Origin of the sequence: Pseudomonas thermotolerans DSM 14292, assembly GCF_000364625.1 — a bacterium.
Classification (GTDB): domain Bacteria; phylum Pseudomonadota; class Gammaproteobacteria; order Pseudomonadales; family Pseudomonadaceae; genus Aquipseudomonas; species Aquipseudomonas thermotolerans.
The window spans coordinates 1-14,209 of record NZ_KB822602.1 but is presented as its reverse complement, the minus strand read 5'-3'; the positions used below and the strand labels follow the sequence as shown (position 1 = coordinate 14,209).

16 protein-coding genes are annotated in these 14,209 nt (G+C 64.7%); 1 reads left to right on the top strand and 15 read right to left on the bottom strand.

Annotation, left to right across the window (positions count from 1 at the left end; translation table 11 throughout):
- Positions 1-2: 2 nt before the first annotated feature.
- The 12 genes from pdxJ to rpoE form a co-directional block, all read right to left on the bottom strand.
- Positions 3-749, bottom strand: coding sequence for a pyridoxine 5'-phosphate synthase (gene pdxJ, locus H165_RS0104165; protein ID WP_017937653.1), 747 nt, complete (start codon positions 747-749; stop codon positions 3-5).
- A complete protein-coding gene (gene recO, locus H165_RS0104160) occupies positions 742-1,440 on the bottom strand; it encodes a DNA repair protein RecO (protein ID WP_017937652.1) in 699 nt (232 codons plus the stop codon). Before recO ends, pdxJ begins: the two co-directional genes overlap by 8 nt.
- 4 nt (positions 1,441-1,444) lie before the next feature.
- The gene (era, locus tag H165_RS0104155; protein WP_026146346.1) at positions 1,445-2,347 is read right to left on the bottom strand and encodes a GTPase Era; all 903 of its coding nucleotides are present in this window, start codon (positions 2,345-2,347) and stop codon (positions 1,445-1,447) included.
- Entirely contained in the window at positions 2,340-3,038 is a 699-nt protein-coding gene (gene rnc / locus H165_RS0104150) for a ribonuclease III (protein WP_036987253.1), read from the bottom strand. Before rnc ends, era begins: the two co-directional genes overlap by 8 nt.
- On the bottom strand, positions 3,035-3,412 hold the full coding sequence (locus H165_RS0104145; protein WP_026146345.1) for a DUF4845 domain-containing protein: 378 nt from the start codon (positions 3,410-3,412) through the stop codon (positions 3,035-3,037). The genes rnc and H165_RS0104145 overlap by 4 nt, the downstream gene beginning before the upstream one ends.
- Positions 3,413-3,511: 99 nt before the next feature.
- On the bottom strand, positions 3,512-4,366 hold the full coding sequence (gene lepB, locus H165_RS0104140) for a signal peptidase I (RefSeq protein WP_017937648.1): 855 nt from the start codon (positions 4,364-4,366) through the stop codon (positions 3,512-3,514).
- A gap of 5 nt (positions 4,367-4,371) precedes the next feature.
- Entirely contained in the window at positions 4,372-6,171 is a 1,800-nt protein-coding gene (lepA, locus tag H165_RS0104135; RefSeq protein WP_017937647.1) for a translation elongation factor 4, read from the bottom strand.
- Between the two features lie 155 nt (positions 6,172-6,326).
- A complete protein-coding gene (locus tag H165_RS0104130; RefSeq protein WP_026146344.1) occupies positions 6,327-7,739 on the bottom strand; it encodes a DegQ family serine endoprotease in 1,413 nt (470 codons plus the stop codon).
- 40 nt (positions 7,740-7,779) lie between these two features.
- Positions 7,780-8,232 carry a SoxR reducing system RseC family protein gene (locus H165_RS0104125; RefSeq protein WP_026146343.1) on the bottom strand — a complete coding sequence of 151 codons (453 nt, stop codon included), beginning with the start codon at positions 8,230-8,232 and terminating at the stop codon, positions 7,780-7,782.
- Positions 8,229-9,176, bottom strand: coding sequence for a MucB/RseB C-terminal domain-containing protein (locus H165_RS0104120; protein WP_026146342.1), 948 nt, complete (start codon positions 9,174-9,176; stop codon positions 8,229-8,231). Before H165_RS0104120 ends, H165_RS0104125 begins: the two co-directional genes overlap by 4 nt.
- A gap of 8 nt (positions 9,177-9,184) precedes the next feature.
- The gene (locus tag H165_RS0104115; protein WP_026146341.1) at positions 9,185-9,793 is read right to left on the bottom strand and encodes a sigma-E factor negative regulatory protein; all 609 of its coding nucleotides are present in this window, start codon (positions 9,791-9,793) and stop codon (positions 9,185-9,187) included.
- A gap of 31 nt (positions 9,794-9,824) precedes the next feature.
- Positions 9,825-10,406, bottom strand: a complete 582-nt coding sequence (rpoE, locus tag H165_RS0104110; RefSeq protein WP_017937642.1) for an RNA polymerase sigma factor RpoE/AlgU — start codon at positions 10,404-10,406, stop codon at positions 9,825-9,827.
- Positions 10,407-10,783: 377 nt separating this feature from the next.
- Here rpoE and nadB point away from each other — a divergent pair, with 377 nt between their 5' ends.
- Positions 10,784-12,415 carry an L-aspartate oxidase gene (gene nadB, locus H165_RS0104105; protein WP_017937641.1) on the top strand — a complete coding sequence of 544 codons (1,632 nt, stop codon included), beginning with the start codon at positions 10,784-10,786 and terminating at the stop codon, positions 12,413-12,415.
- Positions 12,416-12,418: 3 nt separating this feature from the next.
- On the opposite strand, the gene H165_RS0104100 is transcribed toward nadB, so the two are convergent.
- The 3 genes from H165_RS0104100 to H165_RS0104090 form a co-directional block, all read right to left on the bottom strand.
- The gene (locus H165_RS0104100; RefSeq protein ID WP_017937640.1) at positions 12,419-12,877 is read right to left on the bottom strand and encodes a protein YgfX; all 459 of its coding nucleotides are present in this window, start codon (positions 12,875-12,877) and stop codon (positions 12,419-12,421) included.
- A complete protein-coding gene (locus H165_RS0104095; RefSeq protein WP_017937639.1) occupies positions 12,861-13,115 on the bottom strand; it encodes an FAD assembly factor SdhE in 255 nt (84 codons plus the stop codon). The genes H165_RS0104100 and H165_RS0104095 overlap by 17 nt, the downstream gene beginning before the upstream one ends.
- Positions 13,116-13,240: 125 nt before the next feature.
- A complete protein-coding gene (locus tag H165_RS0104090) occupies positions 13,241-13,780 on the bottom strand; it encodes a DUF2058 domain-containing protein (RefSeq protein ID WP_017937638.1) in 540 nt (179 codons plus the stop codon).
- Positions 13,781-14,209: the final 429 nt, after the last annotated feature.

Here is a 14,209-nt window from a genome sequence, read left to right as displayed (position 1 = left end):
GCTCAGCGGCGTTCGGCGGCCGCGACGATCAACGCCTTCATCTCCGCCACCGCGGCCTTGAAGCCGACGAACAGTGCATGGGCGACGATGGCGTGGCCGATGTTCAGCTCATTGACCCCGGGGATGGCCGCCACCGCCTCGACATTGTGGTAGTGCAGGCCGTGGCCGGCGTTAACCACTAGGCCGTGAGCCAGCCCGCAGGCCACGCCGTCGCGGATGCGCGCCAGCTCGCGGGCCAGCTCGGCCTTGTCGTGGGCGTCGGCGTAACGGCCGGTGTGCAGCTCGATGACCGGCGCGCCGACCCGCCTGGCCGCCTCGATCTGTCGCTCCTCCGGGTCGATGAACAGCGACACCTCGCAGCCGGCCCGGCTCAGACGCTCTACCGCGGCACGGATGCGCTCCTCCTGGCCGAATACGTCGAGGCCGCCCTCGGTAGTCAGCTCGGCGCGTTTCTCCGGCACCAGGCAGACGTGCTCGGGACGGATGCTCTCGGCGATGGCGAGCATCTCCTCGGTGACGCCCATCTCCAGGTTCATGCGGGTCTGCAGCGCTTCCTTGAAGCGGCGCACGTCGTGGTCCTGGATGTGCCGGCGGTCCTCGCGCAGGTGCAGGGTGATGCCGTCGGCGCCGGCCTCTTCGGCGTCGAGGGCCGCCTTCAGCGGGTCGGGATAGCGGGTGCCGCGCGCCTGGCGCAGGGTGGCGACGTGGTCGATGTTCACGCCGAGGAGGATTCGATTGGCATCAGTCACGGGGTGATTCCTTGAAGGTCATGAAGAGTTCACGGCTGACCAGCGGCCGGCCGCCGAGTTGGGGGGCGAGCGCCTGGCGCATCAGCCGCTTGGCCGCTGCCAGGGCGCCGGGCACAGACCAGTCCGCCTCGGCCATGGCCAGCAACTCGCGGCCATGGAACAGCCCGGGCTGGAGCAGCTCGACCCGCTCCAGGCCGGCCTCCGGCAGCAGTCGATAGAGACCGTCGGCGGCCACCGGCAGGCCGTGGATATCGCGGTCCAGGGCGAAACCATAGCCCAGCTCGTCCAGCAGGCGCCATTCGAAGGCACGCAGCAAGGGTTCCAGGGGCCGGCCGACGGCCAGGGCCTGGAGGGTCATGGCGTAGTGCTCGAACAAGCCGGGATGGGGGTCTTCCGCCGGCAGCAGGCGAATCAGCAGCTCGTTGAGGTAGAGGCCGCTGAACAGCGGCTCACCGGCCAGCAGGTGAGGAATCCCGGCGCCTTCCAGGCGCGCCAGAGTCTTCAGTTCGCCACGCCCGCGCAGCTCGATCTCCAGGGGCAGGAAGGGCCGTGCCAGGCTGCCGGTCTTGCCGCGGGCGTTGCGCAGCACCGCGCGCAGGCGCCCGCCGGGAGTGAACAAATCGACCAGCGCACTGGTTTCCTTGTAGGGCCTGGTGTGCAGGACGAACGCCGGCGACGGGCTGGCCCGCATAGCGTCAGAAGTCGGAGTAGCCCAGCGAGCGCAGGGCGCGCTCGTCGTCGGACCAGCCGCCTTTGACCTTGACCCAGAGGTTGAGCATCACCCTGGAGTCGAACAGCTTCTCCATGTCCTTGCGGGCCTCGGTGCCGATCCTTTTGATGCGCTCGCCGCCTTCGCCGATGATGATCTTCTTCTGCCCTTCCCGTTCCACCAGGATCAGCGCATGGATGTTCAACAGGCGGCCTTCCTGCTTGAACTCCTCGATCTCCACGGTGACCTGGTAGGGCACCTCGGCACCGAGCTGGCGCATGACCTTCTCGCGGACCAGCTCGGCAGCCAGGAAGCGACTGGAGCGGTCGGTGATCTGGTCCTCGGGGAACATGTGCTCGCCTTCCGGCAGGCGCTCGTTGACCAGGCGCTCCAGGGTGTCCAGGTTGTGCTGGTGCAGCGCGGAGATCGGCACTATCTCAGCCTCCGGCAGCTGCTGCTGAAGCCAGGCCAGGTGCGGGATCAGCACAGTCTTGTCGTCCAGCCGGTCGGTCTTGTTGACCGCCAGCAGCACCGGGCAGCGCACCTGGCGGACCCGTTCGAAGACCATCTGGTCCTCCTCGGTCCAGCGCAGGCGGTCGACCACGAAGACCACCACGTCGACATCCTTGAGCGCCGAGGAGGCGCTGCGGTTCATATAGCGGTTGAGCGCCTTGTCGTCGTGCTTGTGCAGACCGGGGGTGTCCACGTAGATGGCCTGGACACCGTTCTCGGTCTTGATCCCCAGCATGTTGTGGCGGGTGGTCTGCGGCTTGCGCGAGGTGATCGCCAGCTTCTGGCCGAGGATGTGGTTGAGCAGCGTGGACTTGCCGACGTTGGGACGGCCGACGATGGCCACGAAGCCGCAGCGGGACACAGGTGCATCAGTCATGGCCGTTCTCCACGCCAAGGGCGATCAGGGCGGCGGTGGCGGCGACCTGCTCGGCGATGCGCCGGCTGCCACCCTGCCCGTGGGTCTTCTCGTTGAGCAGGGCGACCTCGCACTCCACCACGAAGGTCCGGCAGTGCGGCTCGCCCTGGATATCCAGCACGCTGTAGCGCGGCAGTTCGCAGCCGCGCGACTGGAGGAACTCCTGCAGGCGGGTCTTCGGGTCCTTGTTGGTGTCCACCAGGGTCAGACCGTCCAGCTCGTTGCTCAGCCAGGCCAGGACCCGCTCGCGGACCACGTCCATGCCGGCGTCCAGATAGATGGCGCCGATCAGCGCCTCCAGGGCATCGGCGAGGATCGACTCGCGGCGGAAACCGCCACTCTTCAGCTCGCCGGAGCCAAGGCGCAGGTACTCGCCCAGCTCGAAGCCGCGGGCCAGGCGGGCTAGGGTCTCGCCCTTGACCAGCCGCGAACGCAGCCGCGACAACTGGCCTTCGCGGGCCTGCGGGAAGCGCGCGAAGAGCGCCTCGCCGGCCACGAAGTTGAGGATGGCATCACCGAGGAACTCTAGGCGCTCGTTGTTGCGCCCGGCAAAGCTGCGATGGGTCAGGGCCAGGACCATCAGGTCCTGGTTGTTGAAATGATGACCGAGCTGACGCTCGAGACGATTCAATGCTGAAGAAGATGGACTCACGGTAGACGCACGCGGAATTCTTTATCGAACCGCGCCACCAGATCGAGATTCCGGATCAGCGGTTCACGCTTTTCATATTTGAGGTGAGCACGGAACTCGTTGTTCTCGAGCTTCACCGCCAGGGCCTCTTCCAGATTCAGGTCACGGATGCCGTTGACCTGCATGGCCTTGCTGACATGGCTGTAGAAGTCGGGGACGCTGCGCACGTCGGCGACCTTGTCGGTTTCCACCGAGGAGATGGCCTTTTCCATCGCCATGAAGTCGATGTAGTGCGGCACCATCTTGAAGAACGCGCTGGCGAAGAACGCCACTACCGCCAGCACCACCAGCCAGCCCAGAATCGACAACCCCCGCTGAGAACGAGCAAATGCCATGGTCGACCTCGATGTCTGTGTTATTGGAATCTCAAGACTATATATGGCAGGCGGCGCCGGGGTGAACAGCGCCGCATTTCTTCACCTGCCGCCAGCCAATCAGTGAATCAGGCCGACACGAGAGAAGTTCGGCAGGTTGCGCAGCTTGGGATCGGGCCAGCTCAGCCAGACCGCGAAGGCCTTGCCGACGATGTTCTGGTCCGGAACCATGCCGAGCAGCTCCTTGGGAATCTGCGGGTCGCTCCAATAGCGGCTGTCGTTGGAGTTGTCGCGGTTGTCACCCATCATGAAGTAGTGCCCCGCCGGCACCCGCCATTCACGGCCCGGCTCGATGCGGTAGCGGCCCATCTCCTTGCGGATCAGGTGCTCCACCTCGCCGAGCTTCTCGCGGTACAGCACGCTGGTGCCCAGGCTGCCCGGCTCCTCGCCGAGCAGGGTCTCGGCCACCAGCTGGCCGTTGATGAACAGGCGCTTGTCGCTGGTGTAGCGGATCACGTCGCCGGGCAGACCGACCACCCGCTTGATGTAGTTGATGTTCGGGTCGCTCGGGTAGCGGAACACCATGACGTCGCCGCGCTGCGGATCGCCCACCTCGATCACCTTGGTATCCAGCACCGGCAGACGGATGCCGTAGGCGAACTTGTTGACCAGGATGAAGTCGCCCACCTCCAGGGTCGGCTTCATCGAGCCGGAAGGGATCTGGAAGGGTTCGACCAGGAAGGAGCGCAGCACCAGGACGATGGCCAGCACCGGGAAGAGCGATTTGCCATACTCGACCAGCACCGGTTCCTTGTTGAGACGGTCGATCACCGCCGGGTCGGGCTCGCCGACCTGCCCCTGATAGGCGGCGACGGCGGCGCGCCGGCGCGGCGCCAGCACCAGCAGATCGATGAGGGCGAGTGCGCCGCAGACGGCCACGGCGAGCACCAACAACAGCGGGAAATTGATCGACATAGAACCTAACTATCCACCTTGAGCACAGCGAGGAAGGCTTCCTGCGGGATTTCCACGCTGCCGACCTGCTTCATCCGTTTCTTACCGGCCTTCTGCTTTTCCAGCAACTTCCGCTTGCGCGTCACGTCACCACCATAGCACTTGGCCAGAACGTTCTTCCTGAGCGCCTTGACGGTCGTCCGCGCGACGATCTGCCCGCCGATCGCCGCCTGGATCGCCACGTCGAACATCTGCCGGGGGATCAGCTCCTTCATCTTCTCGGTCAGCACCCGGCCCTTGTGGTGGGCCTGGTCGCGATGGACGATGAGGGCCAGGGCGTCCACCTTCTCGCCATTGATCAGCACGTCCAGCTTGACCAGGTTGGCAGCCTGGAAGCGGTCGAAGCTGTAGTCCAGCGAAGCATAGCCACGGCTCACCGATTTCAGGCGATCGAAGAAGTCCAGCACCACCTCGTTCATCGGCAGGTCGTAACTGACCTGCACTTGATTGCCGGTGAAGTGCATGTCGCGCTGCACGCCGCGCTTCTCGATGCACAGATTGATGACGTTGCCCAGGTGCTCCTGCGGCACCAGGATGTTGGCGCGCACGATGGGCTCGCGCATCTCGGCGATCGAGGAGAGGTCCGGCAGCTTGGACGGGTTGTCGACGTAGACGGTCTCGCCGTTCTTCATCAACACTTCGTAGACCACAGTGGGCGCGGTGGTGATCAGATCCAGGTCGTACTCGCGCTCCAGGCGCTCCTGGATGATCTCCATGTGCAGCATGCCGAGGAAGCCGATGCGGAAGCCGAAGCCCAGGGCCTCGGAGCTTTCCGGCTCGTACTGCAGGGCGGCGTCGTTGAGGGTCAGCTTCTGCAGGGCCTCGCGGAAGTCCTCGAAGTCGTCGGAGCTAACCGGGAACACCCCGGCGTAGACCTGCGGCTTGATGCGCTGGAAGCCCGGCAGCACTTCCACGTCCGGGGTGCTTGAGAGAGTCAGGGTATCGCCCACCGGAGCACCGTGGATGTCCTTGATGCCGGCGATGATGAAGCCCACCTCCCCGGCCTTGAGGTCCTCGGTGACGGTGTGCTTGGGGGTGAACACGCCGACGCTGTCCACCTGGTGGATCTTCCCGGTGGACTTCACCAGGATCTTGTCACCCTTCTTCACCCGGCCGTTCTTGACCCGCACCAGGGAGACCACGCCCAGGTAGTTGTCGAACCAGGAGTCGATGATCAGTGCCTGCAGCGGCGCCTCGATCTCACCCTCGGGCGGCGGGATCACCTGGACCAGCTTCTCCAGCACGTCCACCACGCCCATGCCGCTCTTCGCACTGCAGGGCACCGCTTCGGAAGCATCGATGCCGATGATCTGCTCGATCTCCTCCTTGACCCGCTCCGGCTCGGCCTGAGGCAGGTCCATCTTGTTCAGCACGGGCATGACCTCGAGGCCCTGCTCGATGGCGGTGTAGCAGTTGGCCACCGACTGCGCCTCCACGCCCTGGCCGGCATCCACCACCAGCAGCGCGCCCTCGCAGGCGGCCAGGGAGCGACTCACCTCGTAGGTGAAGTCCACGTGGCCGGGGGTATCGATGAAGTTCAACTGGTAGGTTTTGCCGTCCTGCGCCTTGTAGTGCAGGGTCACGCTATGGGCCTTGATGGTGATTCCGCGTTCACGCTCAAGATCCATGGAGTCCAACACCTGTGCTTCCATCTCGCGGTCGGAAAGACCGCCGCAGATCTGGATGAAACGGTCTGCCAGGGTCGACTTGCCGTGGTCGATGTGGGCGATGATGGAGAAATTGCGGATATGACTCAGGTCACTCACGGATCAGACACTCGAAAGGCCAAGAGGGGCAGGCTGCCCACCCAAAATAGCGGGGGATTCTACCTGAATGGCAGGCACCCCGTCACGTCCACTCGTGACCGCCGGACACAAGAAAGGGCGGCCAGGGCCGCCCTTTCCACGTCAAGGATCTGGCGTCATTCGGCCAGCTTGAAGGTGATGAAGCTGGCACGCCCTTCGCGCAGCACGCGCATCGACACCGAGCGGTTCTTCGGCAGGGCCTGGGCGACCTTGGCGAAGGTGGCCGTGGAGTCGATGGCCTGGTTGTTCAAATGGGTGATGATGTCGCCGGGACGCAGGCCGATCAGCGCCGCCGGACCGTTCTGCACCTCCTTGATCACCACGCCACCGCGGATGTCCAGGGCACGCTTCTGCTCACTGCTCAGCTCAGCGACCACCACCCCCAGGCGATTGCTGCTGCGCTCGCCACCCTGGATGCTGGCCAGCTCCTCGCCTTCCGCCGGCAGGGCGCCAACGGTCACGTTCAGAGTCTTGCGCGAACCCTTGCGGACGATCTCCATGCTCGCCTTGCTGCCCGGCTTGAGGGCGCCCACCAGGTGCGGCAGGTCGGCGGACATGACGATCGGCTGGCCGTTCATGCTGAGGATCACGTCACCCACCTGCAGTCCGCTCTTGTCCGCCGGGCCGCCTTCCATGATCTGCGCCACCAGGGCACCGGCCGGCTTGTCCAGGCCGAAGGACTCGGCGAGATCCTTGTTGACCTCCTGGATCACCACGCCCAGCCAGCCGCGGCTGACCTTGCCCTCGGTGCGCAGCTGGTTGGCGACGTCCATGGCCACGTCGATCGGAATGGCGAAGGACAGCCCCATGAAGCCGCCGGAACGGGTGAAGATCTGCGAGTTGATACCCACCACTTCGCCGTTCAGGTTGAACAGCGGACCGCCGGAGTTGCCGGGGTTGATGGCCACGTCGGTCTGAATGAAGGGTACGTAGCTCTCGTTCGGCAGGCTGCGCCCCTTGGCGCTGACGATACCGGCGGTCACCGAATGATCGAAGCCGAACGGCGAGCCGATCGCCAGCACCCACTCGCCGACCTTGAGGTCATTCGCCGAACCGACCTTGACGGTCGGCAGATTCTTGCCGTCGACCTTGAGCAGGGCCACGTCGCTGCGCGGGTCGGCGCCCACCAGCTTGGCCTGCAGCTCGCTGCGGTCGGACAGGCGCACGATGATCTCGTCGGCGTCGGCGACCACGTGGTTGTTGGTCAGCACGTAGCCGTCGCGGGAGATGATGAATCCCGAACCAAGGGACTGCGCCTCGCGCTGGCGACCGCCACCGGGTTTACCCAGTCCCGGCGGGAAGCTGCGCTCGAAGAACTCCCGGAAGATCGGCGGCAGCCCCTCCAGATCGGGAATCTGCGCTCCCGCCAGGCGATCCGGAATCTTCTGTCGGGTACTGATGTTGACGACCGCGGGTGCAGCTTGCTCGACCAAGGGGGTGAAGTCGGGCAGTTGAGCATTGGCAACCAGGGTCTGACCAAGCAGAACCAGCCCGGCCACTACAGACAAACAGGATTTCAATCTCGGAATCGACATACCACTCCCCGTCATTTCTAGCGAAGGAAACCCACTACGGGCCGGCTGGTCCGGTGAGCAAAGCGCGCAGCACTACCGGCTGCGACGCAGGATCGTTAGCCATGCGCCGACTGCGCATGCGCACGGTGATCAGGGCCAGGGCGAAACCACCCAGACCGGACAGAATGATCAGCGGCTCGGACAGGCTCAGGCAATAGGCCATTAGGGCGAAAGCGAAGAAGGCCAGCAGCGGCCGCAGGTATACCAGCAGCGAAGCTCGCAACAGCAGCTCCTCGCGCACGCCGATGACCACCGTATCGCCGATGGCCAGCTGGAGATCACAGAGGGCGCGCACATGCCCCCGCCGCTCGCTGACGCCCAAACGATCCATCAGCCCGTGGCCGCAACCGGCATTCGCCGCACATCCGGAACAGGCGCTCCGGCGTCGCGTCTCGACCCAGACAGCACCGGCCTCCACCGCAACCACCCGTCCGGTCTCTTCGATCATGGCGTGTTCTGAGCAAGTCCGGAACGCATCGACAGGGCCACCCTTTCGGCAGTCCCCAGGGGAATTTCGCCGACCACGGTGACCATCACGTCACCCTCGTCGGTCGACATGCGCTTGGAAACCGCCACGGTCGGCCCAAGCTGGCTGCGGGCATCCTCGGCGACAGCCCCGCGCAAGGGCTCAAGGAATACGGAGAAGCGCGCCAGGCCGTCACCGTACACCAGGCAGGACACCATCTCCTTGGAAACGGCGCTCCTGCGTTCCAGCACGCTGTTCAGAGTGAAGCCTGGCGGCAGCCATTCCGAGCGCCAGTTGTTCGGCGGCATTTCGCTCGTCTCGGCGATCTGCACCTGCCGGCAGTCCGCGCCACCCTGGAGGTCGGCGTCGGCCGGCTGGCCGGGTTCGAAGGTGGAGAACTGGAAGCGTTCGAGCAACTGCCCCTTTTCGTTGAGCAACAGGGACTTGAGCAGCAGGCCGGTTTCGCGGTCCAGGTGCAGCTCAAAGCCATAGCGATGCTGATCACGCGGCGCGACGGCGAGGACCACGGCCGGTCGCCCGGCGACACGCGACTCGCCGGCAACGCGCAGGTCGTACCATTCCTGCAGCTGCTTGGGATCGAACTCCCGGACCGGCCAGGCCTGCTCGGCGGCCACCTGTTCGGCCAGCGCGCCCTTGACACAGGCAACCCGGCCGTTGATGCGCAGGACCTCCTGCACCGGACCGTCGAGCTGAAGCAGGCGCTCGCGCACCTGTCCGGAAGCGTCGACACCGTGCCAGATACGGTGGGAGGAGAAACTACCGCTACGCTGGTAGATGAAAGCCCCCTGAAAGCTCTGAGTGCGCTCCGCGGCGCTCATGCGAAGCAGCCAGTCCTGCGCTTCGGTAGCATGGGCTGGCGACACCAGCCACCCCCCCAACAGCAACAATAAGGAAATGGCGCGCATGACGATCCTTATCGAGCCTCGAGACTGGCCGCGCGGGCATAAGGCAGGGCGCCCTCACCTCCGGCACTCATCGCCGCTTGCTGGGCATGCTGGCGCAGGTATGACGGCAGACGCTGCTCCTGCCAGGTCGGCCCGCTCTGCAGCGGTGCGGTGATGGACGGTGCCAGCTCGACGGCTTCCTCGCTGTAGCCGGCGAGCACCGCGGCCCCCTGCACGGCCGACGCCACCGACGAGTGAGGGACGGCCTGCTGGGCCAACTGCGGTGTCCCTTCGCCAAGACCGTCCTGGTTGTAGAAACGCACCCCGGCGAGCACCGCCACGGTCACCGAAGCGGCGATCGCCACGCGACCAAGCAGGCGCCAGCGCTTCGCCACGGCCTGCGGGGGCGTGACATGGTGAGCCGGCTCCTCGGCCAGAGCCGCCGATACCGCCGCGGCGATGTCGAGGCGCGGTTCCAGCAGCTCCTTGTGCATGACGGCCCGGGCGAGCTGATAGCGCGCCCATTTGTCACGCACTTCGGCATCATCGACGGCGTTCAGCACCCGACGCAGCTCCAACTCGTCCGCTTCGTTGTCCATGACCGCTGATAGCGATTCATGCAGGGCTTCACGACTCATGGCGTTTCCTCTCTTGGCTTTCGCCGCTGACTCAGGCTTCCTGCAGCAAAGGCTGCAGGGTTTTGTCTATGGCTTCGCGAGCCCGAAAGATTCGCGAACGCACCGTTCCCACCGGACACTGCATGACGTTCGCAATGTCCTCGTAACTCAGCCCATCGAATTCACGCAGGGTCAACGCCGTGCGCAAATCCTCCGGCAACTGCTGGATGGTGCGATGAACGGCATTCTCTATCTCGTCCCGCAACACCAGCCGCTCGGGCGTCTCGATGTCCTTGAGGGAATGATCACCCTCGTAGAACTCGGCATCCTCGGCGCTCACATCGGTATCCGGCGGACGCCGACCGCGCGATACCAGATGGTTCTTCGCCGTATTGATGGCAATTCGATACAACCAAGTATAAAACGCGCTGTCGCCGCGAAAATTCGCCAGCGCACGGTAAGCCTTGATGAAGGCTTCCTGTGCTACGTCCTGAGCCTCGTGGGCATCGTGCACGAACCGCACTATCAACCCGAGAATCTTGTGCTGGTACTTCAGCACCAGCAGATCGAAGGCTCGCTTGTCGCCACGCTGTACGCGCTCGACCAGCCGCTGATCGTCTTCCTGGGTTAGCATGAACTCTCCTCAATGAGCCTGGAGGGTCGCTGCGCCAGCAAGTCGATCATCTTGTTGCCAAGATAGACTCGGGTCCCGCGCAAAAGTTCTCCCCCCAAGCAAGCTTCCTGCAGATCGCTTTCAGTCCTGCACGAAACTGCGCAGCACGGCCTCTGGCTATGCTGCGCAAGAAATCTTTTCGCCTGACATGGACGGCCGACAAAGGCACCTGCAAACCACCAGGCCCCGCATCGACAAGCAGACACCACGCCTCTCGTGACAACTCGCTATAGGAACCTCGACGGCAAGGAAAGTTCCGAAACGGCGCACCAAGGCAAAGCTATTGTGCCGTCGCCCCCCTCTATATACTAGAGGCCGCTTTTTTGCGGGGCTTCGGCATGAATCAACACCACCAACATGATGTCCTGGTCATCGGCAGCGGGGCTGCCGGCCTGACGCTCGCCCTCACCCTCCCCTCGCACCTACGCATCGCGGTGATCAGCAAGGGCGACCTCGCCAACGGCTCCACCTACTGGGCCCAGGGCGGCGTCGCCGCCGTGCTGGACGACACCGACACCGTCGAGTCGCACGTCGCCGACACCCTGGTCGCCGGCGCCGGCCTGTGCCGCGAAGATGCCGTGCGCTTCACCGTCGAGCATAGCCGCGAGGCCATCCAGTGGCTGATCGATCAGGGCGTGCCCTTCACCCGCGAGGACAAGACTTCCCGCGAGGACGGCGGCTTCGAATATCACCTGACCCGCGAGGGCGGGCACAGCCACCGGCGCATCATCCATGCCGCCGATGCCACCGGCGCCGCGATCTTCAACACCCTGCTGGAACGTGCCAGGCAGCGGCCGAATATCGAGCTGATGGAACAGCGCGTCGCCATCGACCTGATCACCGAGCCCAAGCTGGGCCTGCCCGGCAAGCGCTGCCTGGGCGCCTACGTTCTGAACCGTGCCACCGACGAGGTAGACACCTTCAGTGCGCGCTTCACAGTGCTGGCCAGCGGCGGCGCCGCCAAGGTCTATCTCTACACCAGCAACCCGGACGGCGCCTGCGGCGACGGTATCGCCATGGCCTGGCGTGCCGGCTGCCGAGTCGGCAATCTGGAGTTCAACCAGTTCCACCCCACCTGCCTCTACCATCCACAGGCCAAGAGCTTCCTGATCACCGAGGCGCTGCGCGGCGAAGGCGCCCTACTCAAGCTGCCCAACGGCGAACGTTTCATGCCACGCTTCGACAAGCGCGCCGAGCTGGCGCCGCGCGACATAGTGGCACGAGCCATCGACCACGAAATGAAGCGCCTAGGGATCGACTGCGTCTACCTGGACATCAGCCACAAACCGGCGGATTTCGTGAAGGCGCATTTCCCCACCGTCTACGAGCGCTGCCTGAGCTTCGGCATCGACATCACCCGCGAGCCCATCCCGGTGGTACCGGCCGCCCACTACACCTGCGGCGGCGTGCTGGTCGACCAGCACGGACGCACTGACGTCCCTGGCCTCTACGCCATCGGCGAGACCAGCTTCACCGGCCTGCACGGGGCCAATCGGATGGCCAGCAACTCCCTGCTGGAGTGCTTCGTCTACGGCCGCTCGGCCGCCGCCGACATCGTCGAGCAACTGCCCCAGGTAGCCATGCCCGGCCCGCTGCCGAGCTGGGACGCCAGCCAGGTGACCGACTCCGACGAGGACGTGATCATCGCCCACAACTGGGACGAGCTGCGGCGTTTCATGTGGGACTATGTGGGCATCGTGCGCACCAACAAACGCCTGCTGCGTGCCCATCACCGCGCCCGCCTGCTGCTGAGCGAGATCGACGAGTTCTATAGCAACTACAAGGTCAGCCGCGACCTGATCGAACTACGCAACCTGGCTCTGGTCGCCCAGCTGATGATCCACTCGGCCATGCGCCGCCACGAAAGCCGCGGCCTGCACTACAGCCTCGACTACCCGCAGCAGCTTCCGGAGGCGCGGGACACCATCCTCGACCCAAGCATCGACAGCCTCGAAACGGACGACGACTGAGTGCTAGCCCTGCCAGGGTGCCGCCCACCGCCGACGAGCGAACTTGAGGCGCACGCGCAGGCGCCGGTGCGTTTGCGCATCCAAGGCATCGCGGGGAATGCACAGGGAGCGGATGCGCCGTTCGCCCTCAAGGCGAAAGCGCAGGATCACCGCCAGCGGCAGGGCCAGGCTGTCCGGGCGCAGTTGCACGGGCTGCCAGCCGTCCCGCGGACTCCACAGCTGCCAGCCCGAGTCGTCGTGGCGCAGGCCACGGAAGGCGCCTTCATCGCGAAGGAGAATCGGCCCGGGCAGCACCCAGGCCGCGTGCGCCAGGCACAGGGCCAGTCCCAGCCCGGCACACCAGAGGGGAATGTCCGCCGCCAGCAGCGCCGGCACCGTCAGCGCCAGCACACCTAGATAGAGCAGCAGCACCAGCCGCGAAGGCCGCCAGCGGCATTCGAAGCTCTTACCGGGGTTGGACACGATCCAGAATCATGCGCACCATGCGCTTCAGATCGGGATCCTCCGGCTCTTCGCGCTGCATGAACCAGCCGAACAGGTCCTGATCCTCGCATTCCAGCAGCTTGCGGTAACGCGCCTGATCCTCGGCATCCAAGCCCGAGTACACCTCCTTGACGAAGGGCACCAGCAGGACGTCCAGCTCGAGCATGCCGCGGCGGCTGTGCCAAAAGAGTCGGTTGAGTTCGATATCGTCGGCCATCGGGCACTCCTTTCAACAGGCGCGCCAGTATACCAGCCCGGCGGAGCGAAAGACCTGCCAGTCCCGGCTCCGGCGCAGCCGGCCGGAACGGAAAAGCCGGACGACCGGCCCGGCTTCCCGATGCTTCACCACATCAGATCGTCGGGGATCTGATAGGCGGCGTAGGGGTCGTCCGGATCGGGAGCCTGGCTAGGGGTGTTGAGCAGGACGATGCGAGCAGGGTCTCGCTGCTGGATCTTCAGCGCCGCCTCGCGCGGGATCACCTCATAGCCACCGGCGTGGCGGACGATGGCCAGGGAGCCGCGGCTCAACTTGTCACGCATCATGTCGTTGACCGACAGGCGCTTGACCTTCTTGTCGTCGACGAAGTTGTAGTAGTCCTCGGTGTTCAGCTTGGGCAGTCGACTGCGCTCGATCAACTGCTTGATCTGTGCCGCCTCGGCCTTCTTCTGCGCCTTTTCCTGCTGCAGTCGGTTCAGCTCCTGGTCGCGGGCGGCCTTCTCGGCGAGCGCCTTCTGGGCAGCCAGCTTGCTGGATTTGTCCGCCTCAGCCTGGCCCTTCTTCTCCAGACGCTGCTGCTTCTGTTTCTGCTTCTCGGCCTGCTTGACCTGTTTTTCGTTGACCAGCCCGGCCTTCAGCAACTGGTCGCGCAACGACATGCTCATGGTGTGACTTCATCCAAGCGCCCGGACACCCGCCAGGCATCGATCAAAGGGAAAGGAATCCTCGGAAGCGCCAATCCTCCCGTTTGTGCATTCCCAGTGCAAGCGCCTCGGGCTATAAAGAGAGTTCTGGCCGGCATTGGCATGGCCAGACGCTTTGCGGTAATCCATCTGCTCCTGCGGATTCCACGGTCATCTGGCCACCCATTCCATGAGCATCTGACCACCGATTCCACGGTGATCCGGCCACCCATTCCACGCGTATCCGACCACTGATTCCACGGCCATCCGGCCACTCAACCGGGCAGGCAGTAACGCAGGATTTCTTCACTACCATCGACCTCTTTTTCGAAGCAGAGAGGTCGTCGTGGAGCGTTTATCCATGCGTAAGATTCGCGAAGTACTTCGTCTCAAGTTCGAGGTCGGGCTATC